At 60.7% G+C, this 26,555-nt stretch carries 22 protein-coding genes, 2 tRNA genes and 2 pseudogenes; 18 read left to right on the forward strand and 8 right to left on the reverse strand.

Annotated elements, in window-relative coordinates; all coding sequences use genetic code 11:
• Nucleotides 1–98: 98 nt before the first annotated feature.
• Genes ACM3N8_RS09445 through ACM3N8_RS09460 form a run of 4 tightly spaced genes read left to right on the forward strand, consistent with a single transcriptional unit; the run spans nt 99 to nt 4,785 of the window.
• Nucleotides 99–941 (forward strand): AAA family ATPase, encoded by an 843-nt coding sequence (locus ACM3N8_RS09445; protein WP_274453731.1) that lies wholly within the window; start codon nt 99–101, stop codon nt 939–941.
• Nucleotides 942–2,105 carry a vWA domain-containing protein gene (locus tag ACM3N8_RS09450; RefSeq protein ID WP_290017689.1) on the forward strand — a complete coding sequence of 388 codons (1,164 nt, stop codon included), beginning with the start codon at nt 942–944 and terminating at the stop codon, nt 2,103–2,105.
• 57 nt (nt 2,106–2,162) lie between these two features.
• On the forward strand, nt 2,163–3,284 hold the full coding sequence (locus ACM3N8_RS09455; protein ID WP_241278422.1) for a beta-ketoacyl-ACP synthase III: 1,122 nt from the start codon (nt 2,163–2,165) through the stop codon (nt 3,282–3,284).
• Between the two features lie 55 nt (nt 3,285–3,339).
• The gene (locus ACM3N8_RS09460; protein WP_290017686.1) at nt 3,340–4,785 is read left to right on the forward strand and encodes an HD domain-containing phosphohydrolase; all 1,446 of its coding nucleotides are present in this window, start codon (nt 3,340–3,342) and stop codon (nt 4,783–4,785) included.
• Between the two features lie 50 nt (nt 4,786–4,835).
• Here the strand turns inward: ACM3N8_RS09460 and tsaA are convergent, their stop codons facing one another.
• Nucleotides 4,836–5,540, reverse strand: coding sequence for a tRNA (N6-threonylcarbamoyladenosine(37)-N6)-methyltransferase TrmO (gene tsaA / locus ACM3N8_RS09465; protein ID WP_290017685.1), 705 nt, complete (start codon nt 5,538–5,540; stop codon nt 4,836–4,838).
• A 266-nt stretch (nt 5,541–5,806) separates the two neighbouring features.
• On the opposite strand from tsaA, the gene ACM3N8_RS09470 reads away from it, so the two are divergent.
• On the forward strand, nt 5,807–6,799 hold the full coding sequence (locus ACM3N8_RS09470; protein WP_416016019.1) for an NAD-dependent epimerase/dehydratase family protein: 993 nt from the start codon (nt 5,807–5,809) through the stop codon (nt 6,797–6,799).
• Between the two features lie 89 nt (nt 6,800–6,888).
• On the opposite strand, the gene ACM3N8_RS09475 is transcribed toward ACM3N8_RS09470, so the two are convergent.
• The 4 genes from ACM3N8_RS09475 to cydD form a co-directional block, all read right to left on the reverse strand.
• Nucleotides 6,889–7,275: a DUF488 domain-containing protein gene (locus ACM3N8_RS09475; protein WP_043137973.1), complete on the reverse strand. Its 387-nt coding sequence runs from the start codon at nt 7,273–7,275 to the stop codon at nt 6,889–6,891.
• A 7-nt stretch (nt 7,276–7,282) separates the two neighbouring features.
• Complete coding sequence (rcsF, locus tag ACM3N8_RS09480) at nt 7,283–7,654, reverse strand: Rcs stress response system protein RcsF (RefSeq protein ID WP_042871028.1); 372 nt, start codon at nt 7,652–7,654, stop codon at nt 7,283–7,285.
• Between the two features lie 405 nt (nt 7,655–8,059).
• The gene (gene cydC / locus ACM3N8_RS09485) at nt 8,060–9,805 is read right to left on the reverse strand and encodes a heme ABC transporter ATP-binding protein/permease CydC (protein ID WP_290017679.1); all 1,746 of its coding nucleotides are present in this window, start codon (nt 9,803–9,805) and stop codon (nt 8,060–8,062) included.
• Entirely contained in the window at nt 9,798–11,567 is a 1,770-nt protein-coding gene (gene cydD / locus ACM3N8_RS09490) for a heme ABC transporter permease/ATP-binding protein CydD (protein WP_290017678.1), read from the reverse strand. The genes cydC and cydD overlap by 8 nt, the downstream gene beginning before the upstream one ends.
• Nucleotides 11,568–11,768: 201 nt before the next feature.
• Here cydD and ACM3N8_RS09495 point away from each other — a divergent pair.
• Nucleotides 11,769–11,842: transfer RNA gene (locus tag ACM3N8_RS09495), tRNA-Gly, on the forward strand.
• A gap of 95 nt (nt 11,843–11,937) precedes the next feature.
• A tRNA-Gly gene (locus ACM3N8_RS09500) sits at nt 11,938–12,012 on the forward strand.
• A 147-nt stretch (nt 12,013–12,159) separates the two neighbouring features.
• Here the strand turns inward: ACM3N8_RS09500 and arcA are convergent.
• A complete protein-coding gene (gene arcA, locus ACM3N8_RS09505; RefSeq protein WP_010633329.1) occupies nt 12,160–12,879 on the reverse strand; it encodes a two-component system response regulator ArcA in 720 nt (239 codons plus the stop codon).
• 376 nt (nt 12,880–13,255) lie between these two features.
• Between arcA and ACM3N8_RS09510 the strand changes: the two genes are divergently transcribed.
• Both ACM3N8_RS09510 and ACM3N8_RS09515 read left to right on the forward strand, forming a co-directional pair.
• Complete coding sequence (locus ACM3N8_RS09510) at nt 13,256–13,672, forward strand: DUF3293 domain-containing protein (protein ID WP_098983218.1); 417 nt, start codon at nt 13,256–13,258, stop codon at nt 13,670–13,672.
• Nucleotides 13,673–13,714: 42 nt separating this feature from the next.
• Nucleotides 13,715–14,194 (forward strand): putative 4-hydroxy-4-methyl-2-oxoglutarate aldolase, encoded by a 480-nt coding sequence (locus ACM3N8_RS09515; RefSeq protein WP_290017962.1) that lies wholly within the window; start codon nt 13,715–13,717, stop codon nt 14,192–14,194.
• 4 nt (nt 14,195–14,198) lie between these two features.
• On the opposite strand, the gene ACM3N8_RS09520 is transcribed toward ACM3N8_RS09515, so the two are convergent.
• A complete protein-coding gene (locus tag ACM3N8_RS09520; RefSeq protein ID WP_290017677.1) occupies nt 14,199–14,675 on the reverse strand; it encodes a hypothetical protein in 477 nt (158 codons plus the stop codon).
• 172 nt (nt 14,676–14,847) lie between these two features.
• Here ACM3N8_RS09520 and ACM3N8_RS09525 point away from each other — a divergent pair, with 172 nt between their 5' ends.
• Nucleotides 14,848–15,246 (forward strand): META domain-containing protein, encoded by a 399-nt coding sequence (locus tag ACM3N8_RS09525; protein WP_042871037.1) that lies wholly within the window; start codon nt 14,848–14,850, stop codon nt 15,244–15,246.
• A gap of 161 nt (nt 15,247–15,407) precedes the next feature.
• On the opposite strand, the gene aceK is transcribed toward ACM3N8_RS09525, so the two are convergent.
• Nucleotides 15,408–17,135 carry a bifunctional isocitrate dehydrogenase kinase/phosphatase gene (gene aceK, locus ACM3N8_RS09530; protein WP_290017675.1) on the reverse strand — a complete coding sequence of 576 codons (1,728 nt, stop codon included), beginning with the start codon at nt 17,133–17,135 and terminating at the stop codon, nt 15,408–15,410.
• Between the two features lie 265 nt (nt 17,136–17,400).
• Here aceK and ACM3N8_RS09535 point away from each other — a divergent pair, with 265 nt between their 5' ends.
• The 8 genes and pseudogenes from ACM3N8_RS09535 to ACM3N8_RS09570 all read left to right on the forward strand — a co-directional run bounded on the left by ACM3N8_RS09535 (nt 17,401) and on the right by ACM3N8_RS09570 (nt 26,548).
• Complete coding sequence (locus ACM3N8_RS09535; protein WP_290017674.1) at nt 17,401–18,093, forward strand: tRNA/rRNA methyltransferase; 693 nt, start codon at nt 17,401–17,403, stop codon at nt 18,091–18,093.
• 258 nt (nt 18,094–18,351) lie between these two features.
• Nucleotides 18,352–20,811, forward strand: a complete 2,460-nt coding sequence (gene thrA, locus ACM3N8_RS09540) for a bifunctional aspartate kinase/homoserine dehydrogenase I (RefSeq protein WP_290017673.1) — start codon at nt 18,352–18,354, stop codon at nt 20,809–20,811.
• A gap of 40 nt (nt 20,812–20,851) precedes the next feature.
• Entirely contained in the window at nt 20,852–21,820 is a 969-nt protein-coding gene (gene thrB, locus ACM3N8_RS09545) for a homoserine kinase (RefSeq protein WP_274454351.1), read from the forward strand.
• Complete coding sequence (gene thrC, locus ACM3N8_RS09550) at nt 21,817–23,091, forward strand: threonine synthase (protein ID WP_290017671.1); 1,275 nt, start codon at nt 21,817–21,819, stop codon at nt 23,089–23,091. The genes thrB and thrC overlap by 4 nt, the downstream gene beginning before the upstream one ends.
• Before the next feature lie 92 nt (nt 23,092–23,183).
• Nucleotides 23,184–23,528: pseudogene (locus ACM3N8_RS09555) on the forward strand (YybH family protein); the annotation flags it as partial.
• 488 nt (nt 23,529–24,016) lie between these two features.
• Nucleotides 24,017–24,781 carry a hypothetical protein gene (locus ACM3N8_RS09560; RefSeq protein ID WP_290017669.1) on the forward strand — a complete coding sequence of 255 codons (765 nt, stop codon included), beginning with the start codon at nt 24,017–24,019 and terminating at the stop codon, nt 24,779–24,781.
• Nucleotides 24,782–25,117: 336 nt separating this feature from the next.
• Nucleotides 25,118–25,507 (forward strand): annotated as a pseudogene (locus ACM3N8_RS09565) (alpha-amylase family glycosyl hydrolase); the annotation flags it as partial.
• A 90-nt stretch (nt 25,508–25,597) separates the two neighbouring features.
• Nucleotides 25,598–26,548, forward strand: coding sequence for a transposase (locus ACM3N8_RS09570; RefSeq protein WP_416016020.1), 951 nt, complete (start codon nt 25,598–25,600; stop codon nt 26,546–26,548).
• The last annotated feature ends 7 nt before the right edge of the window (nt 26,549–26,555 follow it).

Below are 26,555 nucleotides of genomic sequence, written 5' to 3' on the forward strand. Positions count from 1 at the left end.
TTGTTATAACAATATGTTATTACAAGATATAGAGCTTATTCTTTCTTACTGAGGCCTCGATCTCAAAAAGGTCTCTTGTCGTCAAAGGAATGGACGTTATGGGATTTGCAGGAAGCGATCGCTATCTCGCCTCAGAGGCGCTGAAGATGGCGGTCAATGCGGCAATAGTGCTGGAAAAACCGTTACTGATCAAAGGTGAGCCCGGCACAGGCAAGACGGAGCTGGCCGAAGCCGTGGCCCGCCATCTGGGCACCGAGCTGATCGCCTGGCATATCAAATCCACCACCAAGGCCCAGCAGGGGCTGTATGAGTATGATGCCGTGGCGCGGCTGCGCGACTCCCAGCTTGGCGATCCGCGAGTGGGGGACATCAGCCACTACATTCGCCAGGGCAAGCTGTGGCAGGCCTTCACCGCCGAGCAGCGGCCCGTGCTGCTCATCGACGAAATCGACAAGGCGGACATCGAATTTCCCAACGACCTGCTGCTGGAGCTGGATCGGATGGAGTTCGACGTCTATGAGACCGGTGAGCGCATCAAGGCCCGCCAGCGCCCCGTGGTCATCATCACCTCCAACAATGAAAAAGAGCTGCCGGACGCCTTCCTGCGCCGCTGCTTCTTTCACTACATCCGTTTCCCCGACAAGGCCGAGATGCAGGCCATCGTCAATCTGCACTATCCGAACCTGAAAGCGGCGCTGCTGGACGAAGCCATGGCGCTCTTCTTCGAGCTGCGTGACGTGGACGGACTGCGCAAGAAGCCCTCCACCTCTGAGCTGCTGGACTGGATCCGGCTGCTGCTGGCCGACGACATCTCCCCCGAGGCGATGCGCACCCGTGAGCCTGGCAAGCTGGTGCCCGCCCTCTACGGCGCTCTGCTCAAGACAGAGCAGGACCTGCACCTGTTCGAAAAGCTCGCCTTCCTGGCCCGACGCGGTAGCTGAATGCTGATCGACTTTTTCAGCCACCTTCGCCGTCACAAGCTGCCCTGCAGCCTGCGCGAATTGCTGGATCTGCACGGGGCCTTGTCGGCCGGGCTTGCCACGGTCGACATGAACGATTTTTACCAGATCTCCCGCTGTCTGCTGGTGAAAGACGAGGCCCATTACGATCGCTTCGATCGCGCCTTCGCCGAATATTACGACGGCCTGCAGGCCACGCCCCTGTTGCCCGAGAGCCTGCCGGATGACTGGCTGCGCCAGGAGTTCGAGCGGCTGCTAAGCCCCGAGGAGAAGGCATTGCTCACCTCCCTCGGCGGGCTCGACAAGCTGCTGGCGACCCTCAACCAGCGCTTGAGCGAACAGAAAGCGCGCCACGCCGGCGGCAACAAGTGGGTCGGCACGGGGGGCAGCAGCCCGTTCGGCCACGGCGGTTTTCACCCGGAAGGGATCCGCATGGGGGGAGAGGGCCAGCATGGCAAGGCGGCCAAGGTGTGGGAGGCGCGTCACTATCGCAACTTCAGCGACGACTCGCCGCTGGGGCAGCGTGCCATCCAGCTGGCGCTGCGCAAGCTCAGGCGCTGGGTGCGCCAGGGCAACCCGGACGAGCTGGATCTCGACGGCACCATCCAGAGTACGGCCCGTCAGGGCTGGCTCGATGTGAAGCTGAGGCCGGAGCGCCACAACGGCGTCAAGCTGCTGGTGTTCTTCGACGTGGGGGGCTCCATGGATGCCCATGTGGCCGAGGTGCAGCGGCTCTTCTCGGCGCTGCGCCACGAGTTCAAGCATCTGGAGTACTTCTATTTTCACAACTGTCTCTACGACTTCGTCTGGCAGGACAACAACCGCCGGGCCGAGGAGCGTTTTGATACCTTGCGGCTGCTGCGCACCTACGGCAGCGACTACAAGGTGATCTTGGTGGGGGACGCCAAGATGGGCCCCTACGAGATCACCTGGCCCGGTGGCAGTGTCGAGTACTGGAACGAGGAGGCGGGTCAGGTGTGGCTCGCCCGCCTGCAGCAGCACTATGCCAAACTGGTGTGGCTCAACCCTGTCCCGCGCCGGGAGTGGCTCTGGCACCCCTCCATCAAGTTGATGAATGAACTGGTTGGCGGGCGCATGCATCCGCTGACTCTGGCCGGTCTCGCCGCGGCGATCGATCAGCTGTAATGACCTCTCTACCCTAAAAAGTCAACAAGCCGGGAACGAACCCGGCCAGGAGCAAAGATGACTTCTATCGTGATCAGTGGATCAGGCCTCTATACCCCGCCTTTTGCCGTCAGCAACGAAGCGCTGGTGGCCGCCTTCAACCAGTATGTGGATCTCTACAACGAGGAGAATGCCTCCGCCATCGATGCGGGACAGCTGCCCGCCAAGCAGCACTCCAGCTGCGAGTTCATCGAGAAGGCCTCCGGCATCAAGAGCCGCTATCTGGTGAGCAAGGAGGGGGTGCTGGATCCGGACATCATGCAGCCGCTCATGGCAGAGCGCCCGGATGACAAACCCTCCATCATGGTGGAGATGGCGGTGGCCGCCGCCGAGCAGGCGCTGATCGCCGCCGGCCGCGAGCCGGGTGAGATCGATCTGGTCATAGTCGCCGCCTCCAACATGCCGCGCCCCTATCCGGCGATCTCCATCGAGCTGCAGCACTACCTGGGAGCCGGTGGCATGGCGTTCGACATGAACGTGGCCTGCTCCTCCGCCACCTTCGGCATCAAGGCGGCAGCCGACATGCTGGCGGCCGGCAGTGCCAAACTGGCGCTGGTGGTGAACCCGGAGATCTGCTCGGGCCACCTCAATTTCAGGGACAGAGACAGCCACTTTATCTTCGGCGACGCCTGTACCGCCGTGCTGCTGGAGCGGGAGGCCGATTGCAAGGTGGCCAATCCCTGGCAACTGGTGGCCAGCAAGCTGGTGACCCAGTACTCCAACAACATTCGCAACAACTTCGGCTTCCTGAACCGGCTCAGCCCGCGTACCCGTTATGGCGATGACAAGCTGTTCTGCCAGCAGGGGCGCAAGGTGTTCAAGGAGGTGCTGCCGCTGGTGTGCGATCAGATAGCCAGCCAGCTCGACGAGCAGGGCTGGCCGGCGGATACCCTGAGCCGGCTCTGGCTGCATCAGGCCAACCTCACCATGAACCAGTTCATCGGCCGCAAGCTGCTGGGTCACGATGCCAGCCAGCAGGAGGCGCCGGTGATCCTCGACAGTTACGGCAACACCAGCTCGGCGGGTTCCATTATCGCGTTCCATCTGTACAATCGCGACCTTCCTGCGGGGGCCCGCGGCGTGCTCTGCTCGTTTGGCGCCGGCTATTCGATAGGGAGCCTGCTGCTGCGGCGCCTGTGAGGGGCGGGGGCATATCCCCGCCGTCATAACAATAAACAGCGATCAGGGTGGAATCATGCAGAAAATCACGGGGCGCTGCGCCCTGCACTACGGGGTGACGCTGTCGCTCTTTTGCCTCTATGGGTTGCAGGTCTGTCCGTTTCTGGAGAGCCTGACCCTGCCCCAGCTGCTGGGGCCCACCCTGCTGGTCTTCGCCATCATGTTCGCCGTGCGCGATCGGGTGTTGCACCGGCTGGTGCTGCCCGGCAGCGGGCTCGGTGGCTTCGCGCTGGAGGTGGGCTTCTACCTGCTGGGGGCCCTGCTGCTCTCGGGCTACAACGGCCTCATGTATGACTTCCCGCTGGAGAGTCACCTCAAGATCCTGTTGGGGATGAGCACCCTGGGCTTTCTGGTGGCGGCGGATCTGTCGCTGGTGCGGGACTGGAACCTGGCCAAGCTGCGGGAGCATCAGGGCTCGCTGGTGCTGACCCGGCCACTGGCCATGCCGGTCTCCCGCAAGTTCTCCCTGTTTGCCTTCACCACGCTCGCGCTGCTGGGGGGTGTCTTCTTTCTGTTGTTCAACAAGGATCTGGAGTGGCTGGCGACGGTGGACAGAAGCCTGTCGCGGCTCGATGCCCAGCACTACATATTGCTGGAAATCGCCTTCGTGATGGCGGTGACCTTCTGTTACCTCTGGCTCATCATTCGTGGCTATGGCCGCAATCTGACCCTCTCCCTGATGCACCAGACGCGCACCATGGCACAGGTGCAGTGCGGCGATCTGGATGCGCGGGTGCCGGTGACCCGGGATGACGAATTCGGCCTGATCGCCGCCAGCACCAACCAGATGATCGGCGAGCTGAAGGCGCGCAGCGACGAGCTCAACCTGACCCGGGACGTGGCCATCCTCGGCCTCGCCTCGCTGGCGGAGACCCGGGACAACGAGACCGGTGCCCACATCATCCGCACCCAGCACTACGTCAAGGTGCTGGCCGAACACCTGAGCCGCCACGACGCCGAGCGTTATCCCCTCGACGACGCCACCATAGACCTGCTGTTCAAGTCGGCGCCGCTGCACGACGTGGGCAAGGTGGGCATTCCCGATGCGATCCTGCTCAAGCCGGGCAAGCTGACCGATGAAGAGTTCGCCATCATGAAGCGCCATCCCCAGATAGGGGCCGATGCGCTGGCCAGCGCCGAGGCCCAGCTCGGTTCCAACTCCTTCCTGCGACTGGCACGGGAGATCTCCCTCACCCATCACGAAAAGTGGGATGGCAGCGGTTATCCGGCCGGCCTGGCGGGGGAGGCGATCCCGCTCTCGGGCCGCTTGATGGCGGTGGCGGATGTCTACGATGCCCTCATCTCGAAACGGGTCTACAAGCCCGCCTTCACCCACGAAGAGGCAAAATCCATCATAGTGCAGGGGCGTGGCAGCCATTTCGATCCCGGGATGGTCGATGCCTTCCTCGCCTGCGAGGGGGCCTTCAGGCAGATTGCCGCCGAGCACAGGGATCAGGAGTGATAAAAAAACCACCTTCGGGTGGTTTTTTTATTGCTCGCATCGCCTGGTGATCAGGCGGGCGCTATGGCCAGCACCAGGCAGTCGGGTTCGTTGATGCGAAAGCGCACGTTGAGATCGAACAAGCGTACCCCGTACTCCTTGTCGTCCGGCTTGCCCTTCTTGTAGGCGGGACGGGGATCCTGGGCCAGTACCTCGCTCACCAGTAGGCGCAGCTCGGGATGGGCCTTGAGCCAGGGTTGCAGCTGTTGCTCCGCCTCCGGGCTGAAACTCACCGCCAGCGGCGGGGTGGGGGCGTCGAGGGCGAAGCCGCCGCGGGCGTCCGGCAGGCTGTCGGCATAGGGGATATAGGGCTTGATGTCGACTATGGGGGTGCCATCGAGCAGATCGACCGCGCCAAGTTCCAGCCACAGCTTGCCCCGCTCGCGGCCGACTCCGTGCAGCTCGACCACCGACAGTCCTAGCGGGTTGGGGCGGAAGGTGGAGCGGGTGGCAAAGACCCCGACCCGTTCGTTGCCGCCCAGGCGCGGCGGGCGCACCGTCGGGTGCCAGCCCTGATCCATGGTCTGGTGAAACACGAAGCTGAGCCAGAGATGGGAGAACTGCTCAATGCCGCGCAGCACGTCCGGTTGATCGTAAGGGGGCAGCAGCTCGAGGCAGGCACGGGCCGACTTGACCAGACCGGGCTGGCGGGGGATGGCGAACTTCTCCTTGTAGGGAGAGCGGATGATACCCAGGGTGTCGATTTCGAACTTCATGGCGGATCCTGACTGAAAACCCCGGCAATTTAGCACAGGCGGCGCCAAAACGCAGGCCTCGCTTCCCTTCCCTTGCCTTGCCTGGCTCCCGGCCTCCCTTTCCCAGACCCTTTTTCCTCATGCCTTGCCGTGATCACAGTCTCATCCCCGCACCATGGAGGCTGTACCCCGCCGCCAACTTGGGTAGGGTGGGGGCACTATGAATACCGGCAGGCAAGGCGCGTCATACCCGAGATAGCCAATTGTGCCGGACAGGAGGGACATGGATGAAACTGCTGATCATCGGCGGCACAGGTTTTCTGGGCCGCCACCTCACCTCGCTGGCGCTGGATTGGGGCCACGAGGTGACCCTGTTCAATCGGGGTCATCGCCAGCACCCGGACTGGCGCGATCTGGTTCAGCTCACCGGCGACAGGGACAAGGATCTGCACGCCCTGCACGGGGAAGGGCCCGGCTGGGATCTGGCCATCGACACCTGCTGCTACCGGCCCGAGCAGGCGGCCAGCCTCTCGGCAGCCCTGCTCGGACGCTGCGAGCGGCTGATCTTCATCTCCACCATCAGCGTCTATCGCGACTTTGCCCAGCGGGGGATAGATGAGTCGGCGCCGCTGCACGAGACAGGGGCCGGGGAGACGCCCACCGACTATGGCCCCCTGAAGGTGTTGTGCGAGGCCGAATATCGGGCCCGCTGGGGCGAGCGGCTCTGCATTCTGCGCCCCGGCGTGTTGTGCGGCCCCTATGATCCGACCGGCCGTCTGGCCTGGTGGGTGAAGCGGATACAGCAAGGGGGGCCCTGGCTGCTGCCGGGGGAGGGGCAGGATCGATTGCAATACCTGGACGTGCGCGACTGCGCCGAGTTCGTGCTGCGGGCCGCCGAGCAGCAGCTGGGGGGCATCTTCAACCTGCTCAAGCCCGGCATAGCGCTGGCGGACTGGGTGGATCGCATCGCCGTCCGACTCGCGCCCGCCATGGCGCCGCAACCTGAGTGGGTGCCCTGGTCCGTACTGCTGGCGGCCGGTGTCGAGCCCTGGCAGAGCTACCCGACCCTGTTGCCCAACGAGCAGCCGGAGTATGCCGGCTATGGCCGCATCAGCGCCGAGGCGGCCATAGTGCAGGGGCTCAACTTTCGGCCGCTGGAGGAGACGGTGGCCGATCTGGCCCAGTGGCTGGCGAAGAACGATCAGGCCCTGGTGGCCGGGATGACGGCCGAGCAGGAGCGGGCGCTGCAGCAAGTGTTGCGGGTGGGCAGTCTGCAATAGGGTCGGAGTGCCCCCATCCTGCCTTGATGGCCAGCATATGAAAGAGGGCGTCCTGCGGGACGCCCTCTTTCATTCACCGGCGGTGCGGGTTAGCGCAGTCTGGCGCCGCACTGGATCAGCAGCTCTTTCAGCAGGGTGCGATGACAGCGCTCGGCCTGCTCACAGTAGCAACCCACCGACAGGTTGGTGGTGTGGGAGAGGGCGGCCAGCAGCGCCAGATCGTGGCGGGCGCAGGGGCTGGCCATCTCGGCCTTGTACTGCTTGCAGAAGGCCGCCCATTGGGCCGGCGTCTCGGCAGCCTGGCCCAGCTTCATGGTCTCGCTGCTGGGGGCCAGGTTGGGGAACCAGACGTCGTACCAATCCTGACTGGCAAATTCGCTCTTGGGCACGCCACGGGGCGGACGCCGCACAGTGCCGATGCGCAGCCCCTCATCGGGGAGGCGAGGGCTGCCGAGCCGGACTATGGCCAGTGCCATTGGGTCCTTACTTCTCTTGCGCCACTTTCAGCGCCTGCCCGTAGCAGATCACCTGTTTCAGGCAGCCCGGGGTGTCGCTGAACTCGGCGCACTTGTCGAAGGTGACACCGTTGCCACCCATGTCGGCCACGCGGCGGCGCGCCAGGGTGCGGGCTTCACCTGCGTTGGGGATGGGCTGCTTGGCATCGCTCTGGCAGGATTCCCCCTCGACAGTGCCGAGGTAGAGGTAGTTGAGGTCAGCCAGCTGACCCTGCTCATAGATCTGGACGCCGCCCGGCTTGAAGTACTCGTCGAAATTTTCCTTGTCCAGGTTGCTGTTGAAAGAGAAGTCGGCGCAACCGGAGGCGATCAGGGGCATCATCAGGATAAGGCGTTTCATGTCGGTATCTTGTTGAACTGTGAGGGGGTCATTATAGGGGTCAGTCGCTGCCTGCGACCAGCCCCATTTTCAGCCATGGAGACGGGGTGTGACGGGGATCAGACAGGTTCTTGCACGCTGATACCGGCTGCGGTAGTCATCATCCGCCAGCAACTCATGATGTGGGAAGGGCGCAGGTGCGCCCCTCTGCCGTGCTTGCGATCAGGCCGGTGCCAGCCGCTGATGCAGGCTGCGGTAGTCATCATCCGCCAGCAACTCATGATGTGAGAAGGGCGCAGGTGCGCCCCTCTGCCGTGCTTGCGATCAGGCCGGTGCCAGCCGTTGATGCAGGCTGCGGTAGTCATCATCCGCCGGCAACTCATGATGTGAGAAGGGCGCAGGTGCGCCTCTCTGCCGTACTTGCGCTCAGACCGGTGCCAGCCGCTGATGCAGGCTGCGGTAGTAATCGTCCGCCAGCAGCGCCTGATGGGGGGCGCAGAGGCGGATCTGCCCCTCTTCCATCAGGGCTATCCTGTCCATCTGCTCCAGCCCCAGCAGGCGGTGGGAGATGAGCAGCAAGGAGCGATCCGCCCCCAGCCTGAACAACAGGTCCATGATCTCCCGTTCGGTCTGGCTGTCGAGCCCCTCGGTCGGCTCATCCAGCAGCCAGAGCGGGGCATCGTGCAGCAGGGCGCGGGCGATGCCGATGCGGCGTCGTTCACCACCGGAGAGCGGGCGACCGCCGTCCCCCAGCCAGGCGTTCAGTCCGCTGTCGCTGTGGCCGTTGTCATCCTCCAGCAGATTGGCCAGACCGACCTGGGTCAGCACCTCGGTCAACTGCTCGTCAGATGTCGTCGGGGCCGCCAGCCTGAGGTTGTCGCGCAAGGTGGCGGCAAACAGGTGAACCCGCTGGCTCACCACCGACAGCGAGGCGCGCAGCGCCCCTTCGCTGTAGTCGGTGAGCGGCTTGCCATCGAGCAGGATCTTGCCCGCCTGCGGGCTCCATTCCCGGGTCAACAGCCCCATCAGGGTGGACTTGCCGCAACCTGTCTGGCCCAGCAGCGCCAGCTTCTCGCCTGCCTGCAGTTGCAGGGTGCAACCGCGCAGCACAGGATGCGGGTTGCCGGGATAGCCGAAATAGAGGTCGCTGATCTGCAGGGTGCCGACGCGGGCGTGTTGCTGCTCGGCTCCCCACTCGGGGGCCTTGGCCTCCTGCAGTATCTCGTTGAGACGACGGGCCGAGGTGAGGCTGGTGGAGAGGTGCTGGAAGGCACCCGCCAGCGGCAGCAAGGCCTCGAAGCTCGCCAGGGTGGCAAACACCATGAGCGCCGTGATGGGATCCGGCGCGGCGCTTGCGACCCCGTGGCCGGCCAGCCAGAGCATCAGAGTCAGGGTCCAGCCGCTGAGCAACTGCACCGAGAAGTTGGCCAGGCCGCTCACTCTGGCCATGCGGGCCTGGGCGGTCAGCAGCGCCTGTTCGGCCTGTTTCAGCTCGGTCAGCGCCTTGGGAGCGGCGGCAAACATCTGCAGCTCGGCCTGACCGTCCAGATAGTCCACCATGCGGGTACGCATGGCCGATTTCTCGGCGATCAGCCGACGACCGGGTTGGCGGCCGAGGAAGTAGAACACCAGCGGCAGGGCTATCATGCCAAACAGCAGTATGGCGCCCAGAGTCAGGGCGAGACGGCCGTCGAAGAAGGAGAGGAAGAACACCAGGCCGGCGCAGCTGAGCAGGGCCGCGCCTATGGGGGTGACCAGGCGCAGATAGACGTGATCCATGGCGTCTATGTCGGCTACCAGCCGGTTGAGCAGATCCGCCTGGCGAAAGCCTGCCAGGGTGCCGGTGGAGAGCGGCGAGAGCTTTTGCCAGAACCAGACCCGCAACCGGGTCAGCACCCGGAAGGTGGCGTCGTGGCTCACCACCCGCTCGCCCCAGCGACCCGCGGTGCGGATGATGGAGAAGAAACGCACCCCGCCGGCCGGGGTCATGTAGTTGAAGGTGTCGCGGCTGGCGACGGCCAGCCCCGCCACGGCGGCGGCGGAGAGGAACCAGCCGGAGAGCGACAGCAGTCCCATGCCGGCCACCAGGGTCACCAGGGCCAGCAGCAGGCCCAGCGAGAGGCTCAGCCAGTGCTGACGATAGAGGCGCAGAAACGGCAATAGATCAGTCATCGAGAGAATCCCCCGGGTGTTGGGACAAAAGGCGGGCGAACGGGCCCTGCGCCCTGCTCAGTTGCTGGAAGTTGCCTTGCTCCACCAGCTGGCCGCGCGCCAGCACCAGTATCTTGTCCATCTTGGTCAGTTGATCGAGGCGGTGGGTGATCATCAGCAGGGTCTGGCCCGCCATCGCCTGCTCCAGCGTGGTCATGATGGCGCGCTCCGAGTGGCGGTCCAGGCTGGCGGTGGGCTCATCCAGTACCATCAGCTGGGTGGACTTGAGCAGGGTACGGGCCAGGGCGAGGCGCTGGGCCTGACCGACCGAGAGGCCGCCGGCCTGATCCCCGACCGGATAGTCGAGCCCCTTCTCCATGGCAAATTCCCAGGCCTGTGCCCGTTTCAGGGCGGCTTCCAGCTCGGCATCGCTGGCTGACGGCTTGGCCAGCAGCAGGTTGTCGCGCAAGGAGGCGTGGAACAGCTGCGGGTTCTGGGAGAGCCAGCCCAGCTGCAGCCGCCACTGGCTCATGTCGAGGCTGGCCAGCTCCTGGCCGTTGACCTTGAGCTCACCACGATAGGGGGCAAAGCCGAGCAGGGCGTTGACCAGCGAGCTCTTGCCGGCGCCGCTGATACCGATGAGCGCCGTGCGTGAACCCGCTTCCAGAGTGAAGTCGATGGGGCCGACCAGCACCTTGCCTTCGGCACTCAGCACTTCAAGGTCTTTGGCTTCGACCTTGATGGGGGTGTCGGCATGGAAAGGGGCGTTGCCAGAGGCGGGCTCGCTCACGTCGGCCTCGAGGAATTCCAGCAACTGCTCGGCCGCGCCTATGGCCTGCGCCTTGGCGTGGTAGTGGGCGCCAAGCTCGCGCAGCGGGGCGTAGAACTCGGGGGCGAGGAAGAGCACGAACAGGCCGGTAAACAGGGTGACCTTGGTGCCATAGTGGCCGAAGTTCAGGTGATCTATGTAGGAGAAACCGAAGTAGACAGCCACCAGCGCCACCGAGATGGCGGCGAAGAATTCCAGCACGGCCGTGCTCAGGAAAGCGAGGCGCAGCACCTCCATGGTGCGCTCGCGAAAATCTTCCGAGGCATCGCGAATGGCATCCCCTTCCGCCTGGGTGCGCATGAAGAGTTGCAGGGTGCGCAGCCCCTTGAGGCGATCGAGGAAGTGGCCGGAGAGGCGCGCCAGCGCCTGGAAGTTGCGGCGGTTGGCATCGGCGGCGCCCACCCCCACCAGGATCATGAACAGCGGAATGAGGGGCGCCGTGCCCAGCAGGATCAGACCCGCCGCCCAGTTGACCGGGAACACGGCCACCAGGATCACCACGGGGATAAAGACGGCAATGGCCATCTGCGGCAGGTAACGGGAGAAGAAATCCTGCATGTTTTCAATCTGTTCCAGCAGCAGGCTGGCCCAGCTGCCGGCCGGGCGTCGCTGGATATAGGCGGGGCCGAGCCGGCCGAGGCGGGTGAGCACCAGCTCGCGAATGGCCTGGCGCACCGCGCTGCCCGCCTTGAAGCTGGTCACTTCACGGCCATAGGCCAGCGCCGCCTTGGTCAGGGTCACCAGCAGCAGGGCAATGAAGAGGGGAATGGATTGTTCCGGAGTGGCTCCCTCTATGATGAAGCCATGCAACAGGGTCGCCAGCAACCAGGCCTGTGCCACCATCAGTATGCCCTGACCCAGACCAAAGCCGATGGAGAGACCGATCCAGCGTCGGCCGTGGCTCGACTGGTTGCGCAACCAGCCATAGAGATGTTTCTGAGTTTTCTTGTCCATTACCACCATCCTCGCGTCGAGTGGCGCAAGACTATCCTCGGCCCCCGGCATTGGCAACCTTGTAAATTCCCGGTGTTGAAAATGTTTGATGGAAAAAACAGCTTGCTGCTCATTAGTTGGTCGAACAGCTTGATTTATGGTAAAAAACAGCACTGTGGTGATTGCGCTCGGCGGCAAAATGCATATAGTAGAGGCCCTGACGCGGGTGTAGTTCAATGGTAGAACGGTAGCTTCCCAAGCTGCATACGTGGGTTCGATTCCCATCACCCGCTCCACATTCTGATCCCCGGTAACCAAGCCGTCTTGTTATTAGCGCACTGCTTCTCGACGTTCGTTTGATGCCTGGTATCTGCTGCGATTTTGATGCCTAGCGGGCATCGTATAATGGCTATTACCTCAGCCTTCCAAGCTGATGATGCGGGTTCGATTCCCGCTGCCCGCTCCAGCTTTCATGCAAAAAGCCCACTCCTGCGAGTGGGCTTTTTGTTTTCTGGCTCATCGGGTGTTGCCCGCTGTGCTTGCCCCGAACGCCGTAAACGAAAGAGGCGCCAACGGCGCCTCTCTTACCACACTGGGATCCGACGAGCAGGGATTATTCCTGTTCCAGCTCGCCACAGAAGCGGTAGCCTTCGCCATGTATGGTGGCGATGATCTCCGGGGTGTCATTGACGCTTTCGAAGTGCTTGCGAATACGGCGTATGGTGACATCCACGGTACGGTCGTGAGGCTTGAGCTCGCGGCCTGTCATCTTCTTGAGCAGCTCGGCACGGGTCTGGATCTGGCCCGGGTTTTCGCAGAAGTGCAGCATGGCACGGAATTCGGAGCGCGGCAGCTTGAACATGTCGCCAGCCGGGCTGACCAGTGCGCGGCTGTTGATGTCCAGTGCCCAGCCGTTGAACAGGTAACGTTCAACCAGCTTCTTCTCTTCGCCACCGGCGGCCACATTCATGGTGCGGCTCAGCAGGTTGCGGGCACGGATAGTCAGTTCACGGGGGTTGAACGGCTTGGTGATGTAATCATCGGCGCCGATTTCCAGACCCAGGATCTTGTCCACTTCATTGTCACGGCCGGTCAGGAACATCAGGGCTATGTTGTCATCTTCACGCAGCTCGCGTGCCAGCAGCAGGCCATTCTTGCCCGGCAGGTTGATGTCCATGATCACCAGATTGATGGTGTGGGCGGTCAGGGCTTGATGCATCTCGTCGCCATTGTTGGCTTCGAGCACTATGTAGCCTTCGGCCTCGAAGATGCTTTTCAGGGTATTGCGGGTGACCAGTTCGTCTTCGACGATCAGAATGTGTGGTGTTTGCATGAGTATTCCCAGATTCTTATCAGTTAGTTATCTAAATTTTAACACTCTTTGGCGTTACCCGACCGGTCCTGAAAATTTATTACGTCATCCTGGGTATGAATGTCAGGTCGGATTATCGCGAATTTGGCATCAGCGTTGGCAAACATCCCTGTGCCACACATAGGCTCTCAACAAGTCTGATCGAGAGAAGCCTGGAAAGGTAGTCCATTACAAAAGTGGCTGCATTTTATCAGTTAACAGGCGCATAACAACACTCTTTGCCGTCAGATAGCAACTTTTTAACTCTGGTTTGATATAGGTCAAACCCTGAGTTCACAGCATGATACTTGGGGTTGCCCCCATTTTCGCCCTTATAAAATGTAATGGAATGTAACATGTGGTTGACATGAATTTGTGGGAAAACTACAGAAAAATTTGTTTTATTGCACCCTTTGCGGCGCCGCAATGGCCCGCCTACGCCATAGTGACGGCCTGGAATCCGGCCAGTCGCGAGGTGGGAATGCGTCGTAATACCCGGCGCCAGCGGGCTCTCTGGCGGGTGATCGCGGCATCTCCCCGCATGATGGCCATGGGGCCCTGCTGGGGGAGCTCGCCCGATGAAAGTTGGCGTGAATCGTCGCTGTTGCTGGCTTCCTCCCGCGCTGAGGCCATCGATCTGGCAGCCCGTTTCGGCCAGAACGCCCTCTATTGGGTGGAGCGGGGGGAGCTCTGGTTGTTGCCGGTATTGATGAAAGGCATACCTCTCCATCTGGGCAGAATTGAATCCCACTGGATTGTCAGAGACCCGGCTTGATGAAAGAATGAGCGAATTCATGTCCATGGAAGGAAGCTTATGATGCTGGATCTACTGCCCAACCTCTGCGATCAACACGGCGATGCCCTGCAAGTGGCCGATCCGCTGTTCCACAATTTTGGTGGCAAGCCGCTGTTTTATGGCCAGGCGGTTACCCTCTCCTGCTATGAAGACAACAGCCTGGTGCGGGAGCTGGTCACTCGGCCCGGCCAGGGGCGGGTGATGGTGATCGATGGCGGTGGTTCGTTGCGCCGCGCCCTGCTCGGTGATCAGCTGGCCATCAAGGCGGCGGAGCAGGGATGGGAGGGGATCCTGATCCACGGCGCCGTACGCGACGTGGGCACCTTGGCGACGCTGGCGCTGGGGGTCAAGGCGCTGGCGGCCTGCCCGGTCAAGACCGAGAAGCGGGGTCAGGGTGAGCTGGATGCCGTGGTGTCGTTTGCCGGGATGACCATACATCCGGGTGACTACGTCTACGCCGACCTCAACGGCGTACTGGTGAGCGCCACCCGGCTCATCTGAGCGGTCAGAAGTTGAGGCCGACGCCTATGCTGAGGGACTGTTCCGTGCTGAAGGCGCTGACGCCATAGTTGGCCGTGATGGCCAGCTGCGGGGTGAGCAGCAGGCTGGTGTTGAGCTCCAGCAGTGTGCTGGCCTTGTTCACTTCCAGCTGCTTGAGCTGGCTGCCGATGTTCAGCGAGGGGGAGAGCTGATAACGCACCCCCGAGCTGATATTGAAGCCAGTCTGCTCGCTGTGGGTACCCACAGCCGGCCCGGCTTCCATGTAGAGGCTGACATCATCCTGTACCGGATACTGGTAGCCGGTGTTGATGAGCCAGAGATCGAAATTGTCGCTGTGATGGGACTGGCTGCCGAGCAGCACGCCGGAATAGCTTTTTACGTAGAGCTGGCTGTTTGCCTCGCTCTTGAGGAAATCCCAGTCGGCGGCCTGGGCACCGAAGCTGAGACATGAAGCGAGTGCGATGATGAGTGGTTTGACCATTCTTTTCCCCTCCCTGGGTCCGGAACAGGAATACAAGCATGGCACATGCCAGCTGCTAGTAAAGGCAACCCAGATCACAATAAAACAGTTTTAATCTGCCGCCGACTCATGATAAACAGGCCACCATCATCACTTTCCTTCCCCTATTTCTCTCACATCAAGAGGTGAACCCATGAACAAGAAACTGACCCTGCTGGCCGCACTGGCACTGGGAGGCTGCGCCATGGCAACTGGTTCCAATCTGGCTCAACTGCAAGCCTCCACCTGGCAGCTGCAGGGGGCGAGCGGCGATACCTTCACCCTGCAGGTCGCGGGTGACAAGGTGGCGGGCAAGGGCGGCTGCAACCGCTATTTTGGCGGCATCACCCAGCAGGGTGACGGTGTATTGACGCTGGGGGCCATGGGCTCGACCCGCATGATGTGCATGGGCGATCTGGCCGGCAAGGAGATGCTCTATCTGCAGAAACTGGAGAAGGTGGCAACCTTCAAGGTCAGCGGTCAACAGCTGGTGCTGAGTGATGCCAACAAGGTGGCGCTGCTCACCTTCGATGCCATGCCGGCCGCCAAGTAACTGATATTCCTGTCAGAGGCTGTCGTAGCATGCGCAGGCAGCCGCGATCAGAAAGGGACGCCGCGGCGTCCCTTTTTCAATGCCGTTTTGCGGCTTGTGCCAGCAAGCATCGCAAGATGCATCGCATCTTGAGTCACCGGCAAGGCGCCGCGAGCTAATCCTCATCCCCCCCGCTGGAACTTGAAGCGCTTCTTGCGTCGATAGGGATAGACATCCTCGAACACCCCCACCTTGATGTTGCTCTGCAGCATCTTCCAGTAGTTTGCGTCGAACATCTCCTTGTGCAGCTGCATCATGATCTCCCGCACCTGGGGCTTTTGCAGCAGGAAGGTGGCGAACTCCTCGGGGAAGATGTCGTTGGGGGCCACCGAATACCAGGGCTCGGCGCTCCATTCATCTTCCGGGTAGCGGGGTGGCGGGATCTGGCGGAAGTTGCACTCCGTCATGTAGCAGATCTCGTCGTAGTCGTAGAAGACCACCCGGCCGTGGCGGGTGACGCCGAAGTTCTTGAACAGCATGTCGCCGGGGAAGATGTTGGCCGCCGCCAGCTGTTTGATGGCGTTACCGTACTCCTCCAATGCGAGCCGGGTCTGCTGCTCGTCCGCCTTGTCCAGATAGAGGTTGAGCGGGATCATCTTGCGCTCTGTGTAGAGGTGCTTGATCACCAGCTTGTCACTGGTGATGGTGAGCGCCGAGGGGGCTACCGTCTTGAGCTCGGCCAGCAGCTCGGGCGAGATGCGATCCAGGGGAAACTCGAAGTTGGTAAACTCCTGGGTGTCGGCCATGCGACCCACCCTATCGTGCTGTTTGACCAGCCGGTACTTGGCCTTCACCTGCTCGTGGCTCACATCCTTGGGCGGGGTGAACTCGTCTTTTATCACCTTGAACACAACGTCGTAGGAGGGGAGGGTGAACACGCTCATCACCATCCCCTTGATGCCGGGGGCAATGACGAACTGCTCCCGGCTCTGGGCCAGGTGCTGCTGATAGTGGCGATAGAGCTCTGTCTTGCCGTGCTTCTGGCAGCCGATGGCGTTGTAGATCTCGTAATCGGGCTTGTGGGGCATGATCTGGCGCAGAAACACCACAAACAGCGCCGGCACAGGGGCATAGACCATGAAGTAGGCGCGGGCGAAACCGAATACGATGGAGGCCAGCTCCGGCTCGAAGATGACGGTATCCACGTAGATGCTCTGGCCTGTGCTGAGCAGCGGCAGAATGAAGGGGAATACCTGTCCCTTCACCCGAATAAGCCCCACCAGATAGGCGCCCTTGTTGCGGTAGAACACCTCCTTGAGCAGCTCGATGGCGAACGGCTCTTCATGCAGGATCTGCGGGCCGTTCTCGGCAAGATGGCGATGGATGTCGACAATGTCGCGCTGCTTGTCCTCGTAGGGGAGGGTGAAGCTGTAATCCCCCAGCATCTGGCTCAGGGTCTGCGGCAGGTGGGCAAGATCGGTGCGATAGACCCGCAGCAGGGCGCTCAAGTCGGGATGCTCTCCCCGGCTGCGAAACGGGTGGATGTAGAGGTTCTCGTCGCGAATGTTGCGATGGCGGAAGATGCGGCGATAGACGGAGTTGAAGAAGGACTCCGCTACCTCGAAGTTGTCACAGCGAGGCAGCAGATCGCTGAAGGCGCCCTTTACCCGTTTGAGCAGCTCCTGGGTGGAGTGATGCTCCCCCATCATCTGCTTGATCAGGGCCGTGGTGGCGCCGACGTGGTGATCGTAGAGGCGAATGCGTTCGCGCCCGGCGAGCTGTACTCCCAGCCAGTCGCTGTTCTCGAAGCGGCTCTTGCTGCCCTGGGTTATTTCGAGAAACCGGCTGTAAAACGACTCGAAGCGCTGCAAGATAGTCTCGGCGACGGCCTGTTCCAATGGCTGCTGCATCTCTCTCTTCCTTGTGATGTGTCGGCCGGTATGGCGGCTGAATCCGGGGCTGGTCTGTCGTCCTGTCCTTACCCTGCAAGCGCTCAATCCCTCGCGGCATTCATGCCGAGAATGGCTGGCAGTTTGTTCACCCGTCTGGCCACTATGGCAACATTCAAACGTCTGTTCAAGTGGCAATTTCGGGGGATAAACGGTAGATTGCGCCCCTGTTTTGCCGACCATTTGCCGCCTGTTCGAGCGGTCGGCCTGCCCAAGAGGAAACCCAATGAAACTCTATTTTGTGCTGGTGGCGCCTGCCCGGGCACCCAACGTCGGGGCCGCTGCCCGCGCCATGAAAACCATGGGCTTCGATGCCATGCGACTGGTGGCGAGCCGGGTACACGAAGAGGAGGAGGCGAGCTGGGTAGCCCACGGGGCGCAGGACATTTTGACCGAGGCCGAGGCATTCGACACCCTGCCGGAGGCGCTTGCCGACATGGATCTGGTGATCGCCACCACGGCCCGCCAACGGGGCCGCTATCAGCACTACCTCACCCCGGGGGAGATCCGCGAGCAGATCCGCGCCAAGCCCTCGCTCGGCAAGGTCGCCATCGTCTTCGGCTGCGAGGAGTCGGGGCTCTCCAATGAGCAGCTGGCCCAAGTCGACCTCATCAGCTATCTGCCACTCAAGGTGAGCTACCCGTCCCTGAACCTGGGGCAGGCGATCATGCTGTATGCCTACGAGATGAGCCAGTTGCTGGATGAGCCGCAGGCTGTAGCAGAAAATTTTGATAACGCCGGGCAGGTTCGTGTACTGAAACACAAAACAGCAGAAATACTTGGTGAACTCGGAGTTTCTCAGGATGAAAAACTACATCAATGGGTAATGGACCGAGTGCCCATGCTGCCGCAGCGGGATTTGAATATGCTGCATCTGCTCTGTAAAGACCTCGCCCGCAAACTCGGCAAAGAGGTTTAGGTTGACAGCCTTGCTGTCGGCGCGGTATTGCTAAAAGCCAGCTTCGTTCAAGAGTGTTCGTCATGCAGTCATTCACCAACGTCATCACCACCACCATTATTACCGGTACCACCACAGGTGGCACTGGGGCCGGTTGATGCGCTGACGAACAAGCACAGAAATCAGAAAAGGCCCGTACCCACCCAGTACGGGCCTTTTTGTTGAGTTGTTTTTAGACCGTTTTCAGATCAATTTGCAGGGTTCACAGGGAGATAAGCGATGAGAGTGTTGAAGTTTGGCGGGTCGTCACTGGCCGACGCAGAGCGTTTTTTACGGGTAGCCGATATCGCGGTCAATACCCACGGCCAATCCCAGGTTGCCCTGGTGCTGTCAGCACCGGCCAAGGTGACCAATCACCTGGTCGCCCTGGTGGAGCAGACCAGTCGCGGCATGGATGCCAGTTCCACCCTGTTTGAAATCAACGGCATCTTCTCCCGCCTGCTGGCCGGCTTGAAGGCGGCCTATCCGGCGCTGGATGACAAGGCGCTGCAGGCGCGCCTGACCAGCGAACTGGATCAGGTGGAGCGGCTGATGCAGGGCATCCGCCTGCTCGGGCTCTGCCCGGACAACGTGCAGGCCCGCATCCTGAGCCGCGGCGAGAACCTCTCCATCGCCTTCATGCACGAGTTGCTGCGAGTGCGCGGCCTCGAGCTGGATATCATAGTACCGGAGCAACTGTTGGCCACCGACGGCGGCTACCTGGAAGCCCACGTCGACATCGAGGCCTCCCGCCTGCGCTTCGCCGCCAAGGGCCTGCGTTCCGATTGCCTCTACCTGATGCCGGGCTTCACCGGTGGCAGCGACAAGGGCGAAACCGTGTTGCTGGGCCGCAATGGGTCGGATTACTCCGCCGCCGTGCTGGCCGCCTGCGTCGATGCCGAGTGCTGCGAGATCTGGACCGACGTGGAAGGTTGCTACAATTGCGACCCGCGCCTGGTGCCGGATGCCTACCTGCTGAAAACCCTCTCCTATAAAGAGGCGATGGAGCTCTCGTATTTTGGCGCCAAGGTGCTGCACCCGAAAACCATAGCCCCCGTGGCCCAGTTCCACATTCCCTGCCTCATCAAGAACAGCTTCAACCCGCAGGGGCCGGGCACCTTGATTGGCGTCGAGCAGGGGGATGACGACCTGAAGGTGAAAGCCATCTCGGACTTGTCCGGCATGTGCATGTTCAACGTCTCCGGCCCCGGCATGAAGGGCATGGTCGGCATGGCCGGCCGCATCTTCTCCGCCGTCTCCCGCGCCGGGGTCAGTATCGTCCTCATCACCCAGTCATCCTCCGAGTACAGCGTCAGCTTCTGTATCCACAGCTATGACAGCGACAAGACCCGCAAGGTGCTGGAGCGCGAGTTCGAGTTGGAGTTCAAGAACCAGCTGCTGGATCCGCTCGAGATCATGAGCGATCTCGCCATCATCTCCCTCATCGGTGACGGCATGCGCACCAGCAAGGGGATGGCGGCGCGCTTCTTCACCTCCCTGGCTCAGGCCTCCATCAATATCGTCGCCATCGCGCAGGGCTCGAGCGAACGCTCCATCTCTGCGGTGGTGCGGGATCGCAAGGTGGCGGAAGCCATCAAGGCCTGCCACCAGAACTTCTTCGGCAGCCAGCAGTTCATCGATCTCTTCGTGGTCGGTGTCGGCGGCGTCGGCGCGGCCCTGGTGGATCAGATTGCCCGCCAGCAACCGGTATTGGCCGAGCAGGGTACAGGCCTGCGGGTGGTCGGCATCGCCAACAGCCGCCAGATGGCGGTCAACAAGGATGGGCTGAACCTCGCCAACTGGCGTGAACAGCTGGTGGAGGCGCGCGACAGCTTCAGTCTGGAAGCGGTGCAAAAGCTGGTGGAAGAGAGCCACCTCATCAACCCGGTGATCGTGGATTGCACCTCGAGCGAGGCCGTCGCCGTCCAGTACGCCGACTTCCTGGCCGCCGGTTTCCACGTGGTCACCCCGAACAAGAAGGCCAACACCGGGTCGCTCGATTACTACAAGGCGCTGCGCCGCACCGCTCGTCAGACTCGTCGCAAGTTCCTGTACGAGACCAACGTCGGCGCCGGTCTGCCGGTCATCGAGAACCTGCAAAACCTCATCAAGGCCGGCGACAAGCTGCGCGCCTTCGATGGCGTGCTGTCCGGTTCACTCTCTTTCATCTTCGGCAAGCTGGATGAGGGCATGGCTTTCTCCGAGGCGACCAAGATTGCCCGCGGCAACGGCTTCACCGAGCCGGATCCCCGCGACGATCTCAACGGCATGGACGTGGCCCGCAAGCTGCTGATCCTGGCCCGCGAGGCGGGCATGGCGCTGGAGCTGTCCGATGTCGAGGTGGAGCAGGCACTGCCGCCGGGCTTTGATGTGAGTGGCGATGTGGAAGCCTTTATGGCCCGCCTGCCCGAGGCCGACGGCTGGTTCCGCGACCAGTTCGCGGCAGCCCAGCGAGAAGGCAAGGTGCTACGCTACGTAGGCTCCATCGAGGGTGGCAAGTGCAAGGTCGCCATCAAGGCGGTCGGCGCCGATGAGCCGCTGTTCAAGGTGAAAGACGGGGAGAACGCGCTCGCCTTCTTCTCCACCTACTACCAGCCCATCCCGCTGGTGCTGCGCGGCTATGGCGCCGGCACCGAAGTGACCGCCGCGGGCGTCTTTGCCGACGTGCTGCGCACCCAGAACTGGAAGCAGGAGTTGTAACATGAGTTCAGCGATGAACCCCGATTTTGAACAAGATGCCATGGCGCAGGGCGGCAGCGTGGTCGCCTATGCCCCGGCCTCCAGCGCCAACCTGAGCGTGGGATTCGATGTGTTGGGGGCGGCGCTCGCCCCCGTGGATGGCTCCCTGTTGGGGGATCGCGTCCAGGTGAAGGCGGCTGACGTGCCCTTTGCCCTCTCTTCCGTGGGCCGCTACGCCCACAAGCTGCCGGACGATCCGAAAAAGAACATCCTCCATGACTGCTGGCTCGCCTATGGCGAGGCGCTGGAGAAGCGTGGCCTTGGTCTCAAGCCCCTCGAAATGGTGCTGGAGAAGAACCTGCCGGTGGGCTCGGGCCTGGGCTCCAGCGCCTGCAGCGTGGTGGCGGCACTCGAAGGCCTCAACGCCTTCCACGGCGCGCCGCTCAATGAGCACGACCTGCTGCTGCTGATGGGGGAGATGGAAGGCAAGATCTCCGGCTCGGTCCACTACGACAACGTGGCCCCCTGCTATCTCGGCGGCATGCAGCTGGTGCTGGAAGAGCACGGCGTCATCAGCCAGGGCATTCCGGTGTTCGAGCAGTGGTACTGGGTGGTCTGCTATCCGGGCACAGTCGTCTCCACCGCCGCTGCCCGCGCCATACTGCCGGCTCAGTATCGCCGCCAAGACTGCCTCACCTATGGCCGCCGGCTGGCGGCGTTTGTGCACGCCAGCTACACAGGGCAGGAGGGGCTGGCCGCCAGCGTATTGAAAGACGTGATTGCCGAACCCTACCGCGCGGCGCTGATCGAAGGTTTCAACGAGGTGCGGGCCCAGGCGGCCCAGAACGGGGCGCTGGCCACCGGCATCTCGGGCTCGGGCCCCAGCGTCTTCGTGGTGATGAAGGATCTGGCCCAGGCCGAGCGCATGAAGGATTGGATGGATGCACATTTTGTGCAGAACGAAGATGGATTTGCCCGGGTCTGCAAACTGGACATGGCCGGGGCACGGGTAACAGGAAGCGAGCTATGAATCTTTACAATATCAAGGACAAGAGTGAACAGGTCAGCTTCGCGCAGGCGGTGCGTCAGGGGCTGGGCCGCGATCAGGGGCTCTTCTTCCCCGAGGTGATTGCACCGCTGGCCGATGTGGATGCCCTGCTGGACTTGCCGCTGGCCGAGCGCTCCGCGCGCATCATCAGCCACCTGCTGGGGGACGAGGTGCCTGCGGCCAAGGTGAGCGAGCTGATCGACGCCGCCTTCACCTTCCCGGCGCCCCTGGTGAAATTGAAAGACGGGACTTATGCCCTTGAGCTGTTCCACGGTCCGACCCTGGCGTTCAAGGACTTCGGCGGCCGCTTTATGGCACAGTGTCTGGCTGCGTTCAGAACCAACGACAAGATCACCATACTCACCGCTACCTCCGGTGACACAGGCGCCGCCGTGGCCCACGCCTTCTACGGGCTGGAGGGGATCGAAGTGGTCATCCTCTACCCCAAGGGCAAGATCAGCCCCCTGCAGGAGGCGCTGTTCTGCACCCTGGGCGGCAACATCCACACCATCGCCATCGACGGCGACTTCGACGCCTGTCAGGCGCTGGTGAAAGATGCGTTCGACGACGAGGAGTTGAAAAAGGCTATCGGCCTGAACTCCGCCAACTCCATCAATATCAGCCGCTTGCTGGCTCAGGTCTGCTACTACTTCGAGGCCTTGGCCCAGTTGCCGAAAGTGGATCGCGCCAAGGCGGTCATCAGCGTGCCGTCCGGCAACTTCGGCAACCTGACAGCGGGCCTGATTGCCAAGGCGCTGGGGCTGCCGGTGAAGCGCTTTATCGCCGCCACCAACGCCAACGATACGGTGCCGCGCTACCTGAAGTCCGGGCAGTGGGAGCCGCACCAGACGGTCGCGACCCTCTCCAACGCCATGGACGTGAGCCGCCCCAACAACTGGCCTAGGGTAGAGGAGCTGTGCCGCCGCGAAGGCTGGGCGCTGGAAACCCTGGGCTCGGGCATGCGTGACGACGCCCAGACCCGCGATGCGTTGCAGCGCCTGCACCAGCTGGATTACCTGTGCGAGCCCCACGGCGCCATCGCCTGGGATCTGCTGGGCGAACAGCTGGCTGAGGACGAAGTGGGGGTCTTCCTCTGCACCGCTCATCCGGCCAAATTCAAAGAGTCGGTGGACGAGATCCTGGGTCTCGATGTGCCGCTGCCGAGCCCGCTCGCCAAGCACGCCGTGCTGCCGCTGTTGTCCCACAACCTGCCGGCGGAGTTTGCTCGCCTAAGGGCCTTCCTGCTCGGTTAAGTTGATTGCCAATCCCCCGAGCTCGGGGGATTTTTCTATCCGTTGTTTTCTATCCGTGACAGGGCGGGTAAGCCGCCCCATAAGGAGTGAAGATGAGTCAGCATCCCCTACGTGCTCTTATCGAAACCTGCGACGCAGCCATCTCCCGGCGCGATTTCGACGCCCTGATGGCCTTCTACGCCGAGGACGCCGCCCTGGTGGTCAAGCCCGGCATGGTGGTGCGCGGCATTCCCGCCATCCGCCGCGCCTTCACTGCCATCTCGGATTACTTTCAGGGGCAGCTCAAGGTGGAGCAGGGCGCCATGGAGGTGATCGAGGGGGCCGACAATGCGCTGGTGATCATGGAGACCCGGCTCGATTACCCGGATGGTCAGGGGGGCCTGACTGATGAAACCCGCCGCGCCACCTATGTGTTTCGCAAAGAGGCCGATGGGCAGTGACGCTGCACCATAGATAGCGCCTACGGGACCTCGTTGTTGGATGTAATCCTATAAGTTACAGCATCCTGCTGATGGCGATGGTCCAACAGCCCGAGTTGCGGTTGCTAGATGAGCTGGACAGCCACCAGGATAACGCCTCTCGCCAGTTGCTCACACAGGTGCTGGCTGATTACCCGGACACATTGCTGCTGCTCTCCCACGATCCCGAGTTTGTTACGGGAGTGGGGATTGGGCGGGAATATACCCTGGGTAGGGAAACTGGGGAATCGATAGTTTAGAAAATTAAGTGCCCGAAATTTTTCCCTAATATTCTGGATTATCCCCCCATATGGTTACGAAAAAATAGCTATTGGTTGACATACAAAGCATGGGTGAATACTATTCATGCAAAATGAAAATGATTATCATTTGCGGGGTCATATGATTATGAATATACTTAGATTCATCCTTGTTTTTTATTTTCAATCAGTGTTCATGCTTTTCCATTGACGGAGGAACAGCGTGCAAAACTACATCATGAGATAAGGATAAGCCCTATCAAAATAGCAATAGATCCTTTGCGATGTGGTTGGGTGGGGAAACCATACTTTATTTTGAAAGCTGGTAGTAAACGCTGTAAAATTTTTAACAGGCCACAAAATGATCATGTTCAGCCTGAAGTATATACACTGGTAAATATGACATCGGAGACTATAAAATTCGCATCTATTGCTGGCGCTGCATATTTAGAACCCAATGATATGACAGTATCATATGGCCGTTTTATTTTAGATTCAGAGCGTGACCATGCAGTTTACAATATTTTTCCTAAGCTCAAGGAAAAGTTAATTTTGATTGGAGAAACATCATTTAAAGATGGTGATAGAGTAGCATATGAGGATAATAAAAACTTAACACTATCATACTTCCATGATGCTGTTAGGAGAAAAGAGTTGATGTATATAGAACCGAGTGGCATGCATCCTTCTGGGTATAGTAATGCATATGGTTATATTATTAGAGGCGCTGGCATGGTATTTGTTGCTGCTGCACAAGGAGCTTCGCTAGCAGCATTTGGGGCAATTGCAGAGTCGTATGCCTTTGGAGAAGATTTGGACATGTATAAACTATCCGTTTTAGCTACAGGAGGAGCTGCTGCCGGTGTAGTTGAAAAGTTCACAAATAACCCTAAGCTTGCCGCTGCTATTGGTGCCTCTGTTGTCGGTGGATGTGCATCTTGCCATCTAAAAAGTAATGAATGGCCAGAGTAGTATATTCTCCTATGGTCTTTCTATATTTTATGGTGGAGTGAGAATTGCTGGTTGCGCTATTTATTTTTGCTATTTACCTTGTCGTGATCTGTATACTGAAATTTGTGTGTGTTCATCTTTTTAAAATGATGATGACAAGACAGTTGCAAGTGTATATATTTTACTTTTCAATCATTACTGGCTTTATTCTTGGGCTTCGAGTAGAGGCGTTCGTATGTTGTTTAGTGGGGGCTGGATAGTAATAGTTTCTGGGATAAATTGGGTCACCCACCTTTTTGGCAGCGGCGTAACCCTGTACTTGGCTTGAGATGAGAGGTCACTGTCGAGGGGTGAGCCATGACCATTGCCCGTTTACGTCAGATCAGCTTGCAGGATACGCCTTACTACCATGTGGTCAGTCGCTGTGTACGGCGGGCTTTTCTGTGCGGGGAGGATGTTCATTCTGGCCAGAGTTACGAGCATCGGCGCCAGTGGGTGGTCGACAAGCTGGGCCAGCTGTCGCGGCTGTTCGCCATCAGCGTCTGCGCCTATGCGGTGATGAGCAACCATTATCATCTGGTGCTCAAAGTGGAACCCGATACAGCTGCCAGCTGGAGCGAGCGGGAGGTGGCCGAGCGCTGGGCTGCCCTGTTTCAATGGCCGCTGCAGGTACGGCGCTGGTACCAGGGGGAATCCTTGATTGAGCCCGAGCTGGTTGTGGTGCAGCAGCTGATAGGGGAGTGGCGCGGACTTTCAAATAGGGACACCCACCTTTTTGACAGTGGCGCAGCGCTGTACTTGGCTTGAGATGAGAGGTTACTGTCGGGGGGAGGAGCCATGACTATTGCCCGTTCACGTCAAATCAGTCTGCAGGATACGCCTTACTACCATGTGGTCAGCCGCTGTGTGCGGCGGGCTTTTCTGTGTGGGGAAGATGCCCATTCCGGTCAGAGTTACGAGCACCGGCGCCAGTGGGTAGTCGACAAGTTGGGCCAACTGTCGCGGCTGTTCGCCATCAGCGTCTGTGCCTATGCGGTGATGAGCAACCACTATCACCTGGTGCTTAAGGTGGAGCAGGATACCGCCTCCAGCTGGAGCGAACGGGAAGTGGCCGAGCGCTGGGTAGCGTTGTTCCAGTGGCCGTTGTTGGTACGGCGCTGGTATCAAGGGGAATCCTTGATTGAGCCCGAACATATGGTGGTGCAGCAACTGATAGAGGAATGGCGGGAGCGGCTTCATTCCATCAGCTGGTTTGTGCGGCTGCTCAATGAAACCCTGGCACGGCAGGCCAATCGGGAAGATGGCTGCAAGGGCCATTTCTGGGAAGGGCGCTTCAAAAGCCAGGCCCTGCTCACCGAGTCAGCCCTTCTGGCCTGCATGGCGTATGTGGACCTCAACCCGATACGGGCTGGATTGGCCGACCGGCCCGAGCAGAGTGATTACACCAGTATCAAACAGCGTCTCGAGAAAGCTCCCGGCACTGATGTTTTGCCACCACTATTGCTGCCGTTTGCCAGTAAGTTCGAACCTGACGGACTGCCCTATGCCTTTTCTGACTATCTGATGCTGGTTGACTGGACCGGCCGTGCAATTCGGACCGACAAGCGGGGTTATATTCCGGCCCACCTGGCCCCAATCTTGGCGCGGTTGGGCCTTGATGGTGCCCGATGGCTGAAACAGGTGACACTGTTTAGGCGGCAAGGGATCAGAGTTGTGGGAGACAAGGCACATTGTCGGCAGTTCGCCCACCACTGTGGTCAACAACGATGTCATCAGCCACCGTACTAGTCTATTA

It is taken from the genome of Aeromonas sp. A04, assembly GCF_047780465.1.
Lineage (GTDB): Bacteria > Pseudomonadota > Gammaproteobacteria > Enterobacterales > Aeromonadaceae > Aeromonas > Aeromonas bestiarum.